The organism is Candidatus Pelagibacter bacterium nBUS_27 (genome assembly GCF_051200985.1).
Taxonomy (GTDB): Bacteria; Pseudomonadota; Alphaproteobacteria; order Pelagibacterales; family Pelagibacteraceae; genus Pelagibacter.
On sequence record NZ_CP172845.1, the window covers coordinates 1,231,970 to 1,247,098 of the forward strand.

Annotated in this window: 25 protein-coding genes; 10 read left to right on the forward strand and 15 right to left on the reverse strand. The window is 28.7% G+C overall.

Translation table 11 applies throughout. The features are described from left to right. Nucleotides 1-60: 60 nt before the first annotated feature. On the reverse strand, nucleotides 61-381 hold the full coding sequence (gene hspQ, locus ACIJYG_RS06600; RefSeq protein WP_435088252.1) for a heat shock protein HspQ: 321 nt from the start codon (nucleotides 379-381) through the stop codon (nucleotides 61-63). Nucleotides 382-468: 87 nt separating this feature from the next. Here hspQ and ACIJYG_RS06605 point away from each other — a divergent pair, with 87 nt between their 5' ends. After that, nucleotides 469-1,020, forward strand: coding sequence for a septation protein A (locus tag ACIJYG_RS06605; protein WP_435096574.1), 552 nt, complete (start codon nucleotides 469-471; stop codon nucleotides 1,018-1,020). Next, nucleotides 1,013-1,357, forward strand: a complete 345-nt coding sequence (locus tag ACIJYG_RS06610) for a DUF2794 domain-containing protein (RefSeq protein ID WP_435088254.1) — start codon at nucleotides 1,013-1,015, stop codon at nucleotides 1,355-1,357. Before ACIJYG_RS06605 ends, ACIJYG_RS06610 begins: the two co-directional genes overlap by 8 nt. 2 nt (nucleotides 1,358-1,359) lie before the next feature. On the opposite strand, the gene ACIJYG_RS06615 is transcribed toward ACIJYG_RS06610, so the two are convergent. Beyond that, nucleotides 1,360-2,121, reverse strand: coding sequence for a Bax inhibitor-1/YccA family protein (locus ACIJYG_RS06615; RefSeq protein ID WP_435096577.1), 762 nt, complete (start codon nucleotides 2,119-2,121; stop codon nucleotides 1,360-1,362). 84 nt (nucleotides 2,122-2,205) lie between these two features. Here ACIJYG_RS06615 and ACIJYG_RS06620 point away from each other — a divergent pair, with 84 nt between their 5' ends. The 7 genes from ACIJYG_RS06620 to ACIJYG_RS06650 are packed head-to-tail and all read left to right on the forward strand — an operon-like array spanning nucleotide 2,206 to nucleotide 7,603. Then, nucleotides 2,206-3,243: an NADP(H)-dependent aldo-keto reductase gene (locus ACIJYG_RS06620; protein WP_435096580.1), complete on the forward strand. Its 1,038-nt coding sequence runs from the start codon at nucleotides 2,206-2,208 to the stop codon at nucleotides 3,241-3,243. Further along, the gene (locus tag ACIJYG_RS06625) at nucleotides 3,234-3,746 is read left to right on the forward strand and encodes an invasion associated locus B family protein (RefSeq protein WP_435096583.1); all 513 of its coding nucleotides are present in this window, start codon (nucleotides 3,234-3,236) and stop codon (nucleotides 3,744-3,746) included. The genes ACIJYG_RS06620 and ACIJYG_RS06625 overlap by 10 nt, the downstream gene beginning before the upstream one ends. A 4-nt stretch (nucleotides 3,747-3,750) precedes the next feature. After that, nucleotides 3,751-4,938 (forward strand): argininosuccinate synthase, encoded by a 1,188-nt coding sequence (locus ACIJYG_RS06630; RefSeq protein ID WP_435096586.1) that lies wholly within the window; start codon nucleotides 3,751-3,753, stop codon nucleotides 4,936-4,938. Nucleotides 4,939-4,943: 5 nt separating this feature from the next. Then, entirely contained in the window at nucleotides 4,944-5,561 is a 618-nt protein-coding gene (locus ACIJYG_RS06635; protein WP_435096589.1) for a DsbA family oxidoreductase, read from the forward strand. A 54-nt stretch (nucleotides 5,562-5,615) separates the two neighbouring features. Continuing rightward, nucleotides 5,616-6,074, forward strand: a complete 459-nt coding sequence (locus tag ACIJYG_RS06640; RefSeq protein ID WP_435088265.1) for a UbiA family prenyltransferase — start codon at nucleotides 5,616-5,618, stop codon at nucleotides 6,072-6,074. Beyond that, complete coding sequence (locus ACIJYG_RS06645; protein ID WP_435096592.1) at nucleotides 6,074-6,454, forward strand: phosphate-starvation-inducible PsiE family protein; 381 nt, start codon at nucleotides 6,074-6,076, stop codon at nucleotides 6,452-6,454. Before ACIJYG_RS06640 ends, ACIJYG_RS06645 begins: the two co-directional genes overlap by 1 nt. 6 nt (nucleotides 6,455-6,460) lie before the next feature. Continuing rightward, a complete protein-coding gene (locus ACIJYG_RS06650; RefSeq protein ID WP_435096595.1) occupies nucleotides 6,461-7,603 on the forward strand; it encodes an FAD-binding domain-containing protein in 1,143 nt (380 codons plus the stop codon). On the opposite strand, the gene ACIJYG_RS06655 is transcribed toward ACIJYG_RS06650, so the two are convergent. The 10 genes from ACIJYG_RS06655 to ACIJYG_RS06700 are packed head-to-tail and all read right to left on the reverse strand — an operon-like array spanning nucleotide 7,600 to nucleotide 12,948. Beyond that, nucleotides 7,600-8,208: a MarC family protein gene (locus tag ACIJYG_RS06655; protein WP_435096598.1), complete on the reverse strand. Its 609-nt coding sequence runs from the start codon at nucleotides 8,206-8,208 to the stop codon at nucleotides 7,600-7,602. The two genes, ACIJYG_RS06650 and ACIJYG_RS06655, sit on opposite strands and share 4 nt — an antisense overlap. 40 nt (nucleotides 8,209-8,248) lie before the next feature. Next, nucleotides 8,249-8,470 (reverse strand): hypothetical protein, encoded by a 222-nt coding sequence (locus tag ACIJYG_RS06660; RefSeq protein WP_435096601.1) that lies wholly within the window; start codon nucleotides 8,468-8,470, stop codon nucleotides 8,249-8,251. 18 nt (nucleotides 8,471-8,488) lie between these two features. Further along, on the reverse strand, nucleotides 8,489-8,869 hold the full coding sequence (locus ACIJYG_RS06665) for a GNAT family N-acetyltransferase (RefSeq protein ID WP_435096604.1): 381 nt from the start codon (nucleotides 8,867-8,869) through the stop codon (nucleotides 8,489-8,491). Then, nucleotides 8,854-9,159, reverse strand: coding sequence for a hypothetical protein (locus ACIJYG_RS06670; RefSeq protein ID WP_435096607.1), 306 nt, complete (start codon nucleotides 9,157-9,159; stop codon nucleotides 8,854-8,856). Before ACIJYG_RS06670 ends, ACIJYG_RS06665 begins: the two co-directional genes overlap by 16 nt. Further along, nucleotides 9,156-9,875 (reverse strand): type 1 glutamine amidotransferase, encoded by a 720-nt coding sequence (locus ACIJYG_RS06675; protein WP_435096610.1) that lies wholly within the window; start codon nucleotides 9,873-9,875, stop codon nucleotides 9,156-9,158. Before ACIJYG_RS06675 ends, ACIJYG_RS06670 begins: the two co-directional genes overlap by 4 nt. Before the next feature lie 6 nt (nucleotides 9,876-9,881). Then, on the reverse strand, nucleotides 9,882-10,010 hold the full coding sequence (locus ACIJYG_RS06680; RefSeq protein WP_435096613.1) for a DUF2256 domain-containing protein: 129 nt from the start codon (nucleotides 10,008-10,010) through the stop codon (nucleotides 9,882-9,884). Nucleotides 10,011-10,012: 2 nt separating this feature from the next. Continuing rightward, complete coding sequence (locus tag ACIJYG_RS06685; RefSeq protein ID WP_435088278.1) at nucleotides 10,013-10,738, reverse strand: LrgB family protein; 726 nt, start codon at nucleotides 10,736-10,738, stop codon at nucleotides 10,013-10,015. Beyond that, nucleotides 10,722-11,102 (reverse strand): CidA/LrgA family protein, encoded by a 381-nt coding sequence (locus ACIJYG_RS06690; protein WP_435096616.1) that lies wholly within the window; start codon nucleotides 11,100-11,102, stop codon nucleotides 10,722-10,724. Before ACIJYG_RS06690 ends, ACIJYG_RS06685 begins: the two co-directional genes overlap by 17 nt. A gap of 26 nt (nucleotides 11,103-11,128) precedes the next feature. Continuing rightward, the gene (locus ACIJYG_RS06695) at nucleotides 11,129-11,458 is read right to left on the reverse strand and encodes a hypothetical protein (RefSeq protein ID WP_435096619.1); all 330 of its coding nucleotides are present in this window, start codon (nucleotides 11,456-11,458) and stop codon (nucleotides 11,129-11,131) included. Further along, on the reverse strand, nucleotides 11,458-12,948 hold the full coding sequence (locus ACIJYG_RS06700; protein ID WP_435096622.1) for a cryptochrome/photolyase family protein: 1,491 nt from the start codon (nucleotides 12,946-12,948) through the stop codon (nucleotides 11,458-11,460). The genes ACIJYG_RS06695 and ACIJYG_RS06700 overlap by 1 nt, the downstream gene beginning before the upstream one ends. A gap of 27 nt (nucleotides 12,949-12,975) precedes the next feature. On the opposite strand from ACIJYG_RS06700, the gene ACIJYG_RS06705 reads away from it, so the two are divergent. Next, nucleotides 12,976-13,686 carry an SDR family NAD(P)-dependent oxidoreductase gene (locus tag ACIJYG_RS06705; RefSeq protein ID WP_435088286.1) on the forward strand — a complete coding sequence of 237 codons (711 nt, stop codon included), beginning with the start codon at nucleotides 12,976-12,978 and terminating at the stop codon, nucleotides 13,684-13,686. Between the two features lie 47 nt (nucleotides 13,687-13,733). Here the strand turns inward: ACIJYG_RS06705 and ACIJYG_RS06710 are convergent, their stop codons facing one another. The 3 genes from ACIJYG_RS06710 to folD form a co-directional block, all read right to left on the reverse strand. Next, the gene (locus ACIJYG_RS06710; RefSeq protein WP_435096625.1) at nucleotides 13,734-13,994 is read right to left on the reverse strand and encodes an SHOCT domain-containing protein; all 261 of its coding nucleotides are present in this window, start codon (nucleotides 13,992-13,994) and stop codon (nucleotides 13,734-13,736) included. Between the two features lie 3 nt (nucleotides 13,995-13,997). Further along, complete coding sequence (locus ACIJYG_RS06715; protein ID WP_271483938.1) at nucleotides 13,998-14,201, reverse strand: hypothetical protein; 204 nt, start codon at nucleotides 14,199-14,201, stop codon at nucleotides 13,998-14,000. Between the two features lie 81 nt (nucleotides 14,202-14,282). Beyond that, entirely contained in the window at nucleotides 14,283-15,128 is an 846-nt protein-coding gene (gene folD, locus ACIJYG_RS06720; RefSeq protein ID WP_435088289.1) for a bifunctional methylenetetrahydrofolate dehydrogenase/methenyltetrahydrofolate cyclohydrolase FolD, read from the reverse strand. Between the last annotated feature and the right edge of the window lies 1 nt (nucleotide 15,129).

Genomic DNA, 15,129 nt, shown 5'->3' on the forward strand with positions numbered 1-15,129 from the left:
AGCTTTTACTCAATTTATATGGCTTAGATTTGAGCTAAATGTGTTTGAAAAATGATAGATTTAATTAGACATCTTAAAATAACTTGACCCTTTTTTTCCTGAAAAAATTTCCTCAATTAAAGGATGTTTTATTGGCTCGTCAGAGTCGTCCATTAATAGATTTTGTTCTGAAACGTAAGCTTCGTAAGTTATTTCCTCATTTTCAGCCAGCAAATGATAGAAAGGCTGATCTTTTCTTGGTCTAACATTTTTGGGAATAGACTGATACCACTCCTCAGAATTATTAAATTCAAAATCAACATCATATATAACCCCTCTAAATTCGAAATGTTTGTGTTTTACGATGTCCCCAATTGAGAACTTGGCTTTTTGAATTGGCATATTTATTAGTATGGGTATTTAAAAATAAAAATCAATGCTAAAAATATTAATGTTTTGTGATGTGGCAAATATGTTATTATATTTTAAGTGAATAAATCTTTTTTAAAATTTGTTACAGACTTTGGACCATTAGCTATATTTTTTTTTTATTATTATAATAATGATAAAAATTTATCAGTTGCTATTCCTCCACTTATAGTTGCAACTTTAATTGCATTAGCTGTTGTTTGGTTTTTTGAAAAAAAAATACCAATGATGCCCTTAATAAGTGGAATATTAATTACTTTTTTTGGTGGCTTAACTATTTATTTTAATGATCCAATATTTATTTATATTAAACCAACAATTATAAATATTTTATTTGCTTTAGCATTATTTTTTGGGAAATATTTTACTAAAGAGCCTGTTCTAAAAAAAATTATGGGTAAATCAATCCCACTAACAGATATTGGTTGGGAATTATTAAATAAAAGATGGATGTTTTTTTTCTTGGGACTTGCAATATTAAATGAATGTGTTTGGAGAACTCAAACGGAGGAGTTTTGGGTTAACTTTAAAGTATGGGGAATGTTGCCAATAACTATAATTTTTACCGGTTTCCAGATACCATTAATCAATAAGCATAAAATTGATGCCTAGTAATTTAAAACTAGTAGTCAATAATCCCCATAAACAAATAGAAGAAAGACAATTTTTTGAGCGAGATGAACTAAAGGTTATCTTAGATCTATATGCAAAAATGGTCTCTGAAGGATCATGGAAAGATTATGGTTTAAGTATCTCAAGTAAACAAGTAAGTTTTAGTGTTTTTAGAAATGCTGCTGAAAATGCTTTATATAAAATTTGTAAAAATTTTAAGCCTAAAAATCAAAATCTAAAATATTTAATAACAGATACCAGTGGAAAGATTTTAAAAAACTCTTTTGATCTAAAAATATTATTCAAAAATACTAACTGGAAAAAGTTACAAAAGTAAAACTATCTTCTTTGACCAAATAATCTTAGCAACATTATAAATAAATTTATAAAGTCTAGATAAAGAGTAAGAGCACCCATCACTGCTTTTTTACCCATGATCTCACCTGTATCACTTGCAGCATACATATTTTTAATTTTTTGAGTATCATATGCTGTTAAGCCTACAAAAATTAGAACACCTAGGATTGATATTACAAAATACATCATTGAAGATTTCATAAAAATGTTAACTATTGAAGCGATTATTATTCCAATTAAACCCATCATCAAAAATGAGCCAAGTTTTGTTAAATCTCTTTTTGTTGTATAACCATAAATGCTCATTACACCAAAAGTTGCTGAACATATAAAGAAAACCCTAGTAACACTCATTCCGGTATAAACTAATAAAATTGATGATAAAGATAAGCCCATTAATCCTGCAAAAACCCAGAAAGTCGTTTGAGCTTTTGAAGCACTCATTTTATTTATTCCAAAACTCATATAAAAAACTATTCCTAAAGGCGCCAGCATAACAAGCCATTTTAATCCAGACAAATATATTGCATTACCTATTGAGGTTAATGCTACAATAGATCCAGTATCATTAGTCACCACTGACATTTTAAATGTTAAAAGTGCAACTATTCCTGTTAATAAAATTCCAGTTGCCATGTAATTATATACTTTTAGCATGTAGGTTCTTAAACCTTCATCCATTACAACTGTTGACTGTTGAGCAGCTTTGGCTCTATTTAAGATTCCGTTTTTATCAAATTCCATAATAAGTAATATATAATAGTCTTTTACTAATTATTCAAGATACCTTAAAAAGATTAAAAATATCCAAATTAAACAAAAACCATTATGAATTATAAAAAACTAGGCAATACTAATCTCGAAGTAAGTACAATTTGTCTCGGTACTATGACTTGGGGTGAACAAAATACTCAAGAAGAAGGTTTTGAACAAATGGATCATGCTTTAGACCAAGGTATAAACTTTTGGGATACCGCTGAATTATACGCAGTTCCACCAAGGGAAGAAACTTATGGTCATACGGAAATCATAATAGGTAACTGGTTTAAAAAATCAAAAAAGAGAGACAAAGTTATTTTAGCATCAAAAGTTGCAGGCCCTATGAGAGCATATTTAAGAGGTGGAGGAAATAATTATGGAATAGATAAGATGACTCAAGCAATCAATGATAGCTTAAAGAGATTACAAACAGATTACATTGATCTTTATCAATTACACTGGCCTGAAAGAAATACAAATATGTTTGGACGTCTTGGATATGAGCATAAAGAAAATGGTGAGTGGAATAAATTTGAAGATGTCCTTGGCAATCTCAAAAGATTTATTGATGCGGGAAAAATAAGAGAAATAGGTTTATCAAATGAAACACCATGGGGTGTTTCTAAATATTTGGAATTATCTAAAGAAAAAGATTTACCAAGAATGATGTCTATTCAAAATCCTTACAGCTTATTAAATAGAACTTATGAGGTTGGATTAGCCGAAATATCAATTAGAGATGAGATTGGTCTATTGGCATATTCACCATTGGCAAGTGGATATTTATCAGGGAAATATAGAAATAATCAACTGCCTAAAAACTCAAGAATTGAAAGAGATCCTGATTTTTGGACAAGATATGCAAAGCCTAACACAGAAAAAGCTGTTGATGCTTATTATGAAATTGCTAATAAACATGGTCTTGATTTAGCTCAGATGTCTTTAAAATTTTTAGAAATTCAACCATTTGTAACTTCCGTTATTATTGGAGCAACTACGATGGAGCAGTTGAAAACAAATATAGAAAGTGTAAATATCAATCTACCTGATGATGTCATTAAAGAAATTAATAATGTTCAAACAATTTATCCTAACCCATGTCCATAATTAAAAAAATTCTATCAGTTGTATCAATATTATTTATTGGTTGTGTTAATCAATTGTCTGCAGAAGAAATAAAAAAAATTGGAAAATATAAAGACTGGGAATCAATGATTTTAACTGATGCGACTGGGAAAGTATGCTTTGCTCAATCATCTCCTATTTTACAGGCTCCAAAATCAAATAAAAGAGATGCAAAGTTATTTATTGCTTTTAGACCTGCAGAAAAAATAATTGATGAAGTAAGTGTTACAGGTGGTTATGAGTTTAATAAAAATAACTCTGTAGTTGCCCAGTCAGGAAAAAATAAATTTAAATTTGATATAAAAGAACAAGGTTTTGCGTGGATTGCTGATAATAAAATTGAGTTTAGAATGATTAAGAGAATGAAAAAAGGCTCTAGAATAATGATTACTGGATATAATCAAAAAGGCTCTCAAACAATTGATCACTACTCATTACTAGGATTTACTAAGGCTTACAACTCTACAAAAAAAGCCTGTAGTTAAATAAATGAAATCAAAAAAGAAAATTGTTCTAGCCTACTCAGGGGGCCTTGATACTTCTATTATCTTAAAATGGCTTCAAGAAAATTATGATGCTGAAGTAATTTGTTATACTGCAGATGTGGGACAAGAAATTGATAGAAAAAAAATTATCACAAATGCAAAGAAATTTGGCGTTAAAAATATAATCATAGAAGATTTAAAAGATATCTTTGTTAAAGATTATGTTTATCCAATGATTAGAGGTCACGCAATCTATGAAGGGGTTTATTTATTAGGTACATCAATAGCAAGACCACTCATCGCTAAAGATCAAATTAGAGTTGCTAAAAAATTTAAAGCTTATGCTGTATCACATGGTGCAACTGGAAAAGGGAATGACCAAGTTAGATTTGAATTAGGGTATCATTATTTTGGACCCAATATAAAGATTATCGCTCCATGGAGAATTTGGAAACTAAAATCTAGAACAGATCTAATTAATTATGCAAAAAAACATGGAATAACTATTCCAAAAGATAAAAAAGGAGCCCCTCCCTTTTCAATTGATGATAATTTATTTCATACATCAACAGAAGGTAAGGTTTTAGAAAATCCAAAAAATTCTGCTCCTGAATTTATTTTTCAAAGATCAATTTCACCTGAAAAAGCACCAAATAAACCAAGCTTTGTAACTATCAATTTTAAAAATGGTGACCCATTTGCAATTAATGGAAAAAAACTATCTCCTGCAAAATTATTAGAAAAACTTAATCAGCTTGCTGGTAAAAATGGAATTGGAAGAGTTGATTTAGTAGAAAATAGATTTATTGGAATAAAATCTAGAGGAGTATACGAAACTCCTGGTGGCACATTATTAATTCATGCACATAGAGCAATTGAGTCAGTGACACTTGATAAAGAAACTATGCATAAGAAAGATCAAATAATGCCTAGATATGCTGAATTAATTTATAATGGTTATTGGTATTCGAATGAAAGATTTAAACTTCAAAAAATTGTGGATCTCAAAAAAAATAAAGTTAACGGTTCTGTAAAACTTAAGCTTTATAAAGGAAATGTAATAATAGAATCTCGACAAACTAAAAGTTCTGCTTACTCAATGAAAAAAGTTTCATTTGAAGAAAACAAAACATTTAATAAATCTAATGTTGAAAGATTTATTAATTTTCATAAGAAAAAACTTCGTTTTTAAATAAAATGCAAATAAACGTTTTTGCAGATACCATTTGTGGGTGGTGTTTTATTGGACATAAAAATTTAAACAAAGCCTTAAAAAATTTTCCAAATATAAAATTTGATATTAGACATATTCCATTTCAATTAAATCCAGATATGCCAACCGAAGGTATTCATAGAGATAAGTATTTAGAAATAAAATTTGGTGGAAAAGATTATGCAGCACCCATGTATGAAAATATGAAATTAAAAGCAAAGGAATCTGGGATAAATTTAAATTTAGATAAAATTAAAATTACTCCCAACACTGTTCTTTCTCATTTACTAATTATTCTTAGTGAACAATTAAATTTACAAAATGAAATTAAAGAAAAAATATATCAGTCTTATTTTATTGATGGGCTCGATATTGGAGATATTGATGTTTTAATTGGTATTGCTAAAGAAAATAATATTACAGAAAATATTTTTAAAGAATTTATTAATGAAAAAAATATTCAAAATGTGACTTCAAAAATTTTAATTGCTAAAGAGAGGAATATTAGTGGAGTTCCATTTTTTGAGATAGGAAAAGATTTTATTTCCGGTGCTCAAAGCTCAATTCAATTAGAAAACGCTATTAAAGCCAATTTAAAATAAGATTTAGGACAATTTGACATTTGTTATAATTACTAAAAATTATAACTTCACACCATGGAATCGTTAAAAAACTGGATGATGGATGCAGCAAATATCTTATTTGATGATAGTAAAAATGATCTTAGATCTCTTCCTAAAACTGTAAGATTACAAATCCTTTTAGTTTTAAGTTTTATTTGGACTACAGTTTTTAGTTTATACATTTTTTCTTATACAACTTTTGCCTTTGGTTGGGCGGGTCTTTATGTGGCTCACATTGGTTTAATATTTGCCGTCTATATGACTTTTAAAAATTTTCATAAAGCAGAGGAAAAATCTAGTAGTGTTTTTAAAACAAAAAACTTTGACCCATTTAAAATAATGGTGATTGTTTTTGTGGTAGTATTTATTTTTGTATTTTCAAAAGGAATTGAGGTTTTAACTAGTCCTAATCCAAGTTCATATTCTATTCCTTATGATGGGCCATCTAAATCAGTATTTGAAAAATGGTTACCGTTCAGTAAAAACAAATAATGGAAAAAATAGCAAAAAATTTACAGTTAGCATTAATGTGTATTATTTTGATAAGCACAGTAATTGCTGTTGGTATAGAAATTAAATATATGATTCTAAATCAGTCTGTAACATTAGCCGATTTATTATTAATGTTCCTTTATTTGGAAGTATTAGCAATGGTAAGGGTTTTTTGGGATCAACAATCAATAAGCATAACTTTACCTCTTTTAATTGCGATTACTGCTCTTGCTCGATTTATTATATTGCAGGGTAAAGAAATGGATCCAACAGCATTAGTTTATGAGGCTGTTGCAATAGTTCTTATTGCGACTGCAATTGTAATTTTAAGATTAAGACACAGTGATAAATTGGGTCTAAAAAGAAAAAAATCTAAATAATTTAATATGATGTTTGAAGCCTCAAGGGCTAAAGCCGTTGAAAAATTAAACAATTTTGTCGAAAAAAATTTAAATGATTATTCAAAATTAAGAAATTTTGATTTTGGACCTAATAACAGATCAAATATTTCCTGTTTGTCACCATACATAACTCATGGAGCAATCAATGAATTAGAAGTAATTGATAAATCTCTCAAAAAATATTCATTTTCAAAGAATGAAAAGTTTGTTCAAGAGGTTTTATGGCGCGTTTATTGGAAAGGTTGGCTTGAGTTAAGACCAAATGTTTGGTCAGACTATTTAATAGAATTAGATAAAATCAAAAATGAATTTAAAGACAATCAGTATTATTTAAATGCCATTGAAGGAAAAACAGACATAGAATGCTTTAATCAATGGGTAACCGAACTTAAAGAGAATAATTACCTTCATAACCATGCCAGAATGTGGTTTGCAAGTATTTGGATATTCACACTAGAATTACCGTGGCAGCTTGGTGCAGAATTTTTTATGCAACATCTTTATGATGGTGATGCTGCATCGAATACACTTGGTTGGAGATGGGTAGCTGGGGTTCAAACTCAAGGTAAACATTATCTAGCAAGTGAATGGAATATAAATAAATTTACTAACAATAGATTTCAAAACATAAAGCTTAATGAAAATGCCACACCAATATTCAGTGATAAAACTTATCAAGTAAATAAAAAAGAATTTTTAAATTCTGAAATTTTAAAGGATCAAACTTTATTAATATTTGAAAATAATATGACTTTCGAATTTTCCGACTTTAAAGAACACAAATTTAAAAAAATTTTGTTAGTCTCAAATGAAACAAATAGAACTATTAAATTAAGTGAAAAAGTGTTGAAATTTAAAGCTAATCTTTTAGAGGATCAAAAAATAAGATTAGAAGAAAAATTAATTAATTGTGAAACTATTAACATCAGTGATTTAGAGAATATTACTGAAAAAGTTTATGCTCTTTATCCAACTGTTGGTGAAAATTTAGATTTTATTCAAAACAATAATTTAAAAAATATCAAATTATTATATAGAAAGTTAGATCAGTTTTCTTGGCAATATTGCAATAAAGGTTTTTTTAACTTTAAAAATTATATCCCAAAAATTATTGCTAAATTTAATTAAGCTAAAAAGGTTTTAATACCATCTAAAATATACTGAACACTTAATCCTACAAGAATGATAGCTACCACTCTTGAGATAACCCCAATTATTTTTTTATTTATTAAATTAGAAAACTTTGAAGCTATAAAAAAGATTATAAAAGTTAAAGATAGTACAATTGCCAATGAAAACATTCCTACTGTTTGATTTGTAAAATTAGTTCCAATATCTGAAACAGAAACAATTACTGAAGTAATGGCTGCTGGTCCTGCAATAATAGGTGTTGCTAAAGGAAACACACTCACGTTATCAGAATTTAAATCTATATCTTCTCCTTTCCTTTGCTGACGCTTGTCAAATAACATCTCTATCGCAATTATTAATAATATAATTCCTCCTCCTATTGTAAAAGCTGGGTACGAAATATGTAGGTAGCTTAACAGTGAGCTTCCAAGTAACGCAAAAAATAACAATATAATAGTTGCAATTATAGTTGCACTAAATGCAACTTTAATTTTTTGTTTTGTCTCCATGTGTTGAGTGATACTTAAAAATAGTGGAGTATTTCCTAATGGGTCAATTACTATAAAATATAGGAAGAAAGTTTGAATAAATATCTCTGACATCAGGTTTATCTATCTCTTTAAAAAGATTTTACAATTTAAATTAAAACCAACGTATCATTCCAATAATACCAGCTGTTGCATAAAAAAATTGCAACAAAAGTATTCCTTTATGGTCTCCTCTATAGGCCCAAATTCCAATCAATATCGCTGATAAAAGCAATAAGCAGAAACCAAAAAATTCTATTCCAATATTTAATGCAACAAACAAGGAATATAAAATAGCAGTAATCACACCTGCCCATTCAAAAAATTTATTGTTCATTTTGGTGATTAATACGTATTACAATTTTTTTATTTGTTTAAAATTCTTATCAAAATTTATTTTTTTTAAATAATTTAAAAATCTTTTTTTGTTTTGAAGCCACTCTTTATCTAAAATCGAAAACCAAGCTGAGTCTCTACTTCTACCTTTAAAAACAAACATCTGCCTAAATACTCCCTCAAATCTAAAACCTAGTCTAAAAGCTGCTTTTTTAGAGGCTGAATTTAAATTATTACATTTCCACTCGTATCTTCTATTACCTAAAATCTCGAAAGCATTTTTCATCATTAAATACATCGTTTCAGTTCCCTCAACTGAATTCTGTAGAAGTAGTGAATAATTTATGTGTCCAACTTCAATTGAACCGTGAACTGGTTCAATTCTTAAATAACTAGCCATTCCACAATATTTCTTATGTCTCTTAGAATAAATTGCATAAAAAAAGGATCCTTGTTTAGACAAAATGATTTAAGCCAATTTCTAAAACTTAAATAAGTTTTAAATGGACCGTAAGGCAAGTATGTCCAAATTATATTCTTTTTATCATTTGAATATTGTAAGTATAAATCTTTTGAATGTTTGCTAATGTTTAAAGGTTCAAGAATTGTATAATTACCAACTAATTTTTTTTTTTCTGGTAACTTTGCTTTTTTAAATTTTACTTTAGGGCCTAGTTTTAATTTGATCATATCATCTCTTTAAAATTATCATAAAGTATCTTAGAATAATTGTTCATATCAGACATATTATCTTTTGCAACTTCATCAAATTTTTCTAAGGCGCCATCCCCTAATTGTTCTTCAAGGGCTGTTTTATACTCAGGCACACATCCCCATTCATTAACTGTGGTATCTTTAATTTCAATATGAAATTGAATTCCATATGCATGATTTTGGTATTTAAAAATTTGATATTTTGTTACAGGCGATGATGCCAATAAGGTTACATCCTTATTGTTTTCTATTCCTTGCACCTCATAAGAATGCCATTGTAAGCTTTTTATTTTTTCTGGAAATTTAGAAAATAATTTATCTTTATTTTTTTCTTTGGTGAAATTAATATCCATAATACCAATTTCTGCAGGATTTGATTTAACCACCTTGCCACCCACTACTTCACCTAGTAACTGACAACCAAGACAAAAACCTAAATAAGGTTTTTTTAAATTGATAACAAATTCTTTAATTACTTTTTTTTCTTCAATTAACCAAGGATATTCTTTTTCCATGTAGGTATCCATTGGGCCACCCATACAAAACATTCCATCAAATTTACTAAGATCATTTGGAATTTTTTCACCCTCATCTAATTCGATGGTGGTTAATTTAATACCATCAGCTAACATCAAATCTTTAATGTAACCCGGGTCTTCTATCTTAATGTGTTGTAAAACAATTATGTTCACTAAATTTTAGCTTAACGTAGAGCACTTCTTGGAGCAATATTTTACTTTATCCCAATTTAACTTCCATTTTTTACGCCAAATAAAGGGTCTTTTGCAAACAGGACAAATTTTTGAAGGTAGATTTTCTTTTTTCATTATTAAATAATAAATTTAATAATAATTAAGACAAAAATTGAAGTTGCAATTCCACTTAAACCCATGGCGAGTGCAGCAAAAACTCCTGCTGTTTTGTTTTTACTCATTGCTCTTGCAGTTCCAATACCGTGACTTGCAAGACCAAAACCAAACCCTCGTGCACTCATATCTTTTATATTAAAAATATTTAATGCAAAAGTTCCAAGGGAAGCACCCACAATTCCCGTAATAATTGTTATAATAGCTGTTAAAGAGGGAATTCCACCTATTAACTCAGCTATACCCATAGCTATAGGTGCAGTAACATTTCTCGGAACCATGGTTAGAATAATTTCCTGATCTAAATTAAAAAAAGAAGCTAAGTAATAAGTGATCAATATCGCAAAAGGAATTCCTAAAAAAATTGAAAATACAATTGGTTTAATTTCTTTTAAAATTAGGTTTTTTTTTTCGTAAATAGGTATTGCTAAAGCTACTGTTGCGGGACCTAACATAAAATGAATGAACTTAGCTCCATTAAAGTATCGATCATAAGTGACATCCATCGTCAATAGAACAGATGAAACAATTAAAATACTAATTGCCACTGGATTTACTAGAGGATTGAGTTTTGATTTTTTGTATAAATAATCTCCCAACAAAAAAGCGCCAAGAGTTAGAGTTATCCAAAACAAAGGCTCTGCTTGCAAGTATACCCAAATTTTATAAAGTTTATCTTCTTTTGACATTTTTTTTCTCTAATTTAATAATCTTTTCCATAACGAAAGCGGTAAATACTAAGCTTGCTAAAGTACCTATGACAATAATTGCTAAAATTTTAAATAAATTATCTCCAAGATAATTAATGTGCATCACAACACCTACTCCTATTGGAACAAATAATAATGATAGATAGTTAATTATTTGATGACTAGTTTCTGATATTTCCTGTTTAATTTTTTTATAGGGCGTTGGTGATTTAAGAAAAAATATAAATACTAATAATAATAAAATAAGTCCAATGACAGGTCCTGGAATATTTATTTCAAAAAATTTTTGTATTGTCTCTCCAAAAAGTTGAAAAGAAAATATAATGAACAGACTTTTTAACATTTAATAATACCCTTTATTTAATAAAACTAAATTTCTCTAAAATTTTCTTTCCATTTTTTTATTGCTTCTTCCCAACTTGGCACATTATTATCCTCATACCCATAAACAGAACCTGTTCCAATAAATCTAAAATTCTTCATTGCCAAAGCATGGTGTTTACCCCTTAAATAATCTAACATTTTGTTCTTATTTTCCCAAGCTGTTAGGGTATGATGATATTTGCTTATCTTTTTTGAGTCACAAAACAAATTTCCATTTGCTTTTCTTGCTGCAGCAAAACTTGGTATTGTATACCTCATGAATTTTAACATTCCAAAAAAACCTTTTACTTTAATGCCTGTTATAGAAATATACATTATGCAGTATTTAATTTTATAAATTTATCTGCTTCAGATAAAATCATTTTTTTTCTTTCATCTTTCATTTTATCAAAAATTCTAACCATCATCGAAAGTCTTGGGTTCTTTAAAAAAAATTTTCTATTTCGATCTATAAACCTCCAATAAAGACCATCCATCGTATTACACCACTCCCCTTTTTTAAAATCCATCATCTTCATGAAATAAGCAGATCCACAAATGTATGGTTTAGTTGCAAAAATCCCTCCATCACTAAATAAACCCATGCCATAAACATTTGGAACCATCACCCAGTCAGATGAGTCAACAAACATTTCCATAAACCATTTATAAACATAAGTTGGTTTTACTTCACAGAGGTTCATTATATTTGATAAAATCATTAATCTTTCAATGTGATGAGACCACCCATGATCAACGGCATTTTTAATTGCATGATCTAATGGAGGCAAACCCGTAGTTCCTTCGTACCAAGATTTTTTCATTTTTCTATTTTGTTTAAAAAAATTTCCTACCTCCATTTCATCAGAATAGCCTTGATAAATACCTCTCATGAACTCTCTCCAACCTATTATCTGACGTATATATCCTTCAAGTGAATTCATTCTTATTTTGTATTTTTTATGGAACTCTAAAACTTTTTGAATAATAAATTCTGGTGTTATTAAACCCAGGTTAATATATGGACTTAAAGCACTATGAAATAAGATGTTATCTTTTTGATTTACAGCATCCTCATAATCGCCAAATAAATTAGATTTTTCTTTAATAAAAAAATTTAAAAGTTTAACAACATCATCATATTCTGTTGCAAACCAAAAATTATTTGTACTTCCGGGATGATCTTTGAATAATTTTTCAATAATTGGTTTTAATTTTTTTGTATGATTGGTTTCATTGATCTTTGGAAATTTTGGAATGGATATATCTTTAGGTAATTTATTTCTATTATCTTCATCAAAGCTCCACTTTCCGCCGATTGGATTGCCATCAGCACCCATTAATATTCCAGACTTTCTTCTAACTTCCTTATAAAATGTTGCCATGAAAGGCTTTTTTGATTTTCTCAAATAATTTTTAAATTCATCTCTAGAATTTAAAAACATAGGCGTTTGTATAACATTCCAATTAACTTTTTCTTTTTTTGAAAACTGAGAAATTTTTTTCTCAAAAAACTTATCTTCTATTTCAAAGCTTGTAATTTCAGTTATCTTATTTCTGGTAATTATTTTTTTAAGCTTTTTAAAATAATCATCTTTGAAATCTTTATCTTCAATTTTTAGGTAATCTAATTTATATTTATTTTTCTTTAAACTATCCGCATAAGAACGCATAGAAGATAAGAATAATAGGATTTTTTGCTTATGATGTTTTTCATAAGTGCATAATCCGTTATCTTCTGCCATAAAGAACACATGGTCCTTTTTGAAGCGGTCTATGTATTTTAATGGAAATAATTGATTACCAAGTATAAAAAATAATTTCATAACTAAATATAACTAATAAAAAAATTTATGTCAGAAAAATATCTAATCTTTGGTGCGACAGGTTCAATTGGTTCAAGTCTAGCTGAACAATTAAAAAATGCAGGAAATGATATTCACTTAATTGCAAGAAATGAAAGTGAAGTAAGTGCAATTGCAGATAAATTAGGTTGCAAATTTACAGTTGCTGATGTTTTAGAAGATGGTTTTATTGAAAAAGTCAAAGCTGATGTTCCTGAGATAAAGGGAATTGCTTATTGTGTAGGTTCAATTGATCTTAAACCATTAAGAATGGTTACTGAACAAGATTTTAATAAATGTATGAAATTAAATCTTTATTCAGCTGTAGAGGCTATAAAAGGATATCAAGAAAGTTTAAAAAAAAATAAAGGCTCTATAGTTTTATTTTCAACAGTTGCGGCTCAAAGAGGTTTTACAAATCATGCTATTATTGCTTCAGCTAAAGCTGCTGTCGAAGGTTTAACAGTGTCACTAGCAGCAGAATTCGCACCAAATATAAGAGTTAACTGTATTGCTCCAAGTTTGACAAAATCAAAAATTGCTGAGCCTATGTTGAAGAATACTACAATCGCTGAAGGTATCGCTAAAGCTCACCCATTGAAAAGATTAGGTGAGGGTAAAGACTCTGCATCATTAGCTAAGTTTTTAATATCTGAAGATAGTTCTTGGGTAACAGGTCAAATTATAGCAGTGGACGGTGGTCGATCAAAACTTTCTTAAAGTAAAAAATTTATTTTTATACAAAAATCACTTATGATTAATAAAAATTAAGTATCTAATATTTTCTTTTTTGCTTTTTCAAACTCCTCTTGAGTTAATACTCCACTTTGTAGCAAATCATTTAGTTTTGTAATTTCATTACTCAGATGCTCACCTTCAGATTGTGAAATTACTGGTTCTTTTTCTTCTTGTTCCTCTGGCCTATTTTCTACTTTTGCTTTGAAGCCTTTCATTATAGCTGTTCCACCTAAATAAAAAACAAAACCTAATATAGGAATTGCAAGTCCAAAAAATATTATTTTTTCCATAAATTAATCTTCATCCTCATCACGCCAACCTTTTTGATACATCAAGTATCCAGCTAAAATTACTGAAAAGGTACCAGCTATCATCCCAAAGTCAAAACCAACTTGTTTTCCATATAGATACCAGCCTAATTGTGTTGCTCCAATTGGAACTGCCGTTAACAATATCATTATTAATCCAATTCGATATTCATAGGGTGGCTTTTTCATTTAGAAACTTTATCAAATTAGAGAGGAAATTAATTAAGTTTTATCAATTTGAGACAATAAAACTTATAAATGAAAAAGTGTTTATTTTTGTGATCTTTTAAAACAATCTATTGTATTTTTTAATAAACAAGCAATAGTCATTGGTCCTACTCCACCTGGCACAGGTGTTAAAGCCTTGGCAACTTTTGAAACCTCATCAAATGCAACATCACCCACTAAACCATTCTCAGTTTTATTTATTCCAACATCAATTACAATTGCATCTTTTTTAACCCAATCGCCTTTTACAAGCTCGGGGATACCAACTGCTGCAACAATAATATCTGCTTCTAGGCATTCAGCTTTTAAATCTTTTGTTCTTGAATGTGTAATTGTCACCGTACAGTTTTCTTTAAGAAGAAGTTGCGTCATTGGTTTACCATTTAAATTTGATCTTCCAACTACAACTGCTTTTTTACCACTTAAATTTGGTTCAATTTTTTTAATCATCAAATAACATCCAAGGGGAGTGCATGGTACTGAACTTTCATAACCTGAAGATAAATTTCCTACATTCATTGGATGAAAACCATCTACATCTTTTGAGGGTGTAATTGTTTCAATTACTTTTTGCTTATCTATATGTTTTGGAAGTGGAAGTTGAACTAAAATTCCTGAAACACTCTCATCATTATTTAATTCTTCAATTTTTTCTAAAACAGTTTTTTCCTCAACTGTATCAGGGTATTTTATAACCTCAGATTTTAAACCTACTTCATTTGCTGATTTTTCTTTGTTTCGGACATAAATTTGGCTTGGAGCCATATCTCCAATTAAAATTACAGTTAACCCTGGGACTTTATTGTATTTTGTCTTTAGCTCAGTTACTTCTTGTTTTAATTCTTCTCTAAGTTCTGCTGCTGCTTTTTTTCCATCTATTAAAATCATA

Coding starts and splice junctions, on each gene's coding strand:
- ACIJYG_RS06620 (WP_435096580.1), top strand. CDS start 2,206: ATGAATTATAAAAAACTAGGCAATACTAATCTCGAAGTAAGTACAATT.
- ACIJYG_RS06705 (WP_435088286.1), top strand. CDS start 12,976: ATGTCAGAAAAATATCTAATCTTTGGTGCGACAGGTTCAATTGGTTCA.
- ACIJYG_RS06680 (WP_435096613.1), bottom strand. CDS start 10,010: ATGAAAAAAGAAAATCTACCTTCAAAAATTTGTCCTGTTTGCAAAAGA.
- ACIJYG_RS06690 (WP_435096616.1), bottom strand. CDS start 11,102: ATGTTAAAAAGTCTGTTCATTATATTTTCTTTTCAACTTTTTGGAGAG.
- ACIJYG_RS06630 (WP_435096586.1), top strand. CDS start 3,751: ATGAAATCAAAAAAGAAAATTGTTCTAGCCTACTCAGGGGGCCTTGAT.
- ACIJYG_RS06700 (WP_435096622.1), bottom strand. CDS start 12,948: ATGAAATTATTTTTTATACTTGGTAATCAATTATTTCCATTAAAATAC.
- ACIJYG_RS06715 (WP_271483938.1), bottom strand. CDS start 14,201: ATGAAAAAGCCACCCTATGAATATCGAATTGGATTAATAATGATATTG.
- ACIJYG_RS06655 (WP_435096598.1), bottom strand. CDS start 8,208: ATGTCAGAGATATTTATTCAAACTTTCTTCCTATATTTTATAGTAATT.
- ACIJYG_RS06610 (WP_435088254.1), top strand. CDS start 1,013: ATGCCTAGTAATTTAAAACTAGTAGTCAATAATCCCCATAAACAAATA.
- ACIJYG_RS06645 (WP_435096592.1), top strand. CDS start 6,074: ATGGAAAAAATAGCAAAAAATTTACAGTTAGCATTAATGTGTATTATT.
- hspQ (WP_435088252.1), bottom strand. CDS start 381: ATGCCAATTCAAAAAGCCAAGTTCTCAATTGGGGACATCGTAAAACAC.
- ACIJYG_RS06665 (WP_435096604.1), bottom strand. CDS start 8,869: ATGGCTAGTTATTTAAGAATTGAACCAGTTCACGGTTCAATTGAAGTT.
- ACIJYG_RS06685 (WP_435088278.1), bottom strand. CDS start 10,738: ATGTCAAAAGAAGATAAACTTTATAAAATTTGGGTATACTTGCAAGCA.
- ACIJYG_RS06640 (WP_435088265.1), top strand. CDS start 5,616: ATGGAATCGTTAAAAAACTGGATGATGGATGCAGCAAATATCTTATTT.
- ACIJYG_RS06670 (WP_435096607.1), bottom strand. CDS start 9,159: ATGATCAAATTAAAACTAGGCCCTAAAGTAAAATTTAAAAAAGCAAAG.
- ACIJYG_RS06625 (WP_435096583.1), top strand. CDS start 3,234: ATGTCCATAATTAAAAAAATTCTATCAGTTGTATCAATATTATTTATT.
- ACIJYG_RS06615 (WP_435096577.1), bottom strand. CDS start 2,121: ATGGAATTTGATAAAAACGGAATCTTAAATAGAGCCAAAGCTGCTCAA.
- ACIJYG_RS06635 (WP_435096589.1), top strand. CDS start 4,944: ATGCAAATAAACGTTTTTGCAGATACCATTTGTGGGTGGTGTTTTATT.
- ACIJYG_RS06650 (WP_435096595.1), top strand. CDS start 6,461: ATGATGTTTGAAGCCTCAAGGGCTAAAGCCGTTGAAAAATTAAACAAT.
- folD (WP_435088289.1), bottom strand. CDS start 15,128: ATGATTTTAATAGATGGAAAAAAAGCAGCAGCAGAACTTAGAGAAGAA.
- ACIJYG_RS06710 (WP_435096625.1), bottom strand. CDS start 13,994: ATGGAAAAAATAATATTTTTTGGACTTGCAATTCCTATATTAGGTTTT.
- ACIJYG_RS06660 (WP_435096601.1), bottom strand. CDS start 8,470: ATGAACAATAAATTTTTTGAATGGGCAGGTGTGATTACTGCTATTTTA.
- ACIJYG_RS06695 (WP_435096619.1), bottom strand. CDS start 11,458: ATGTATATTTCTATAACAGGCATTAAAGTAAAAGGTTTTTTTGGAATG.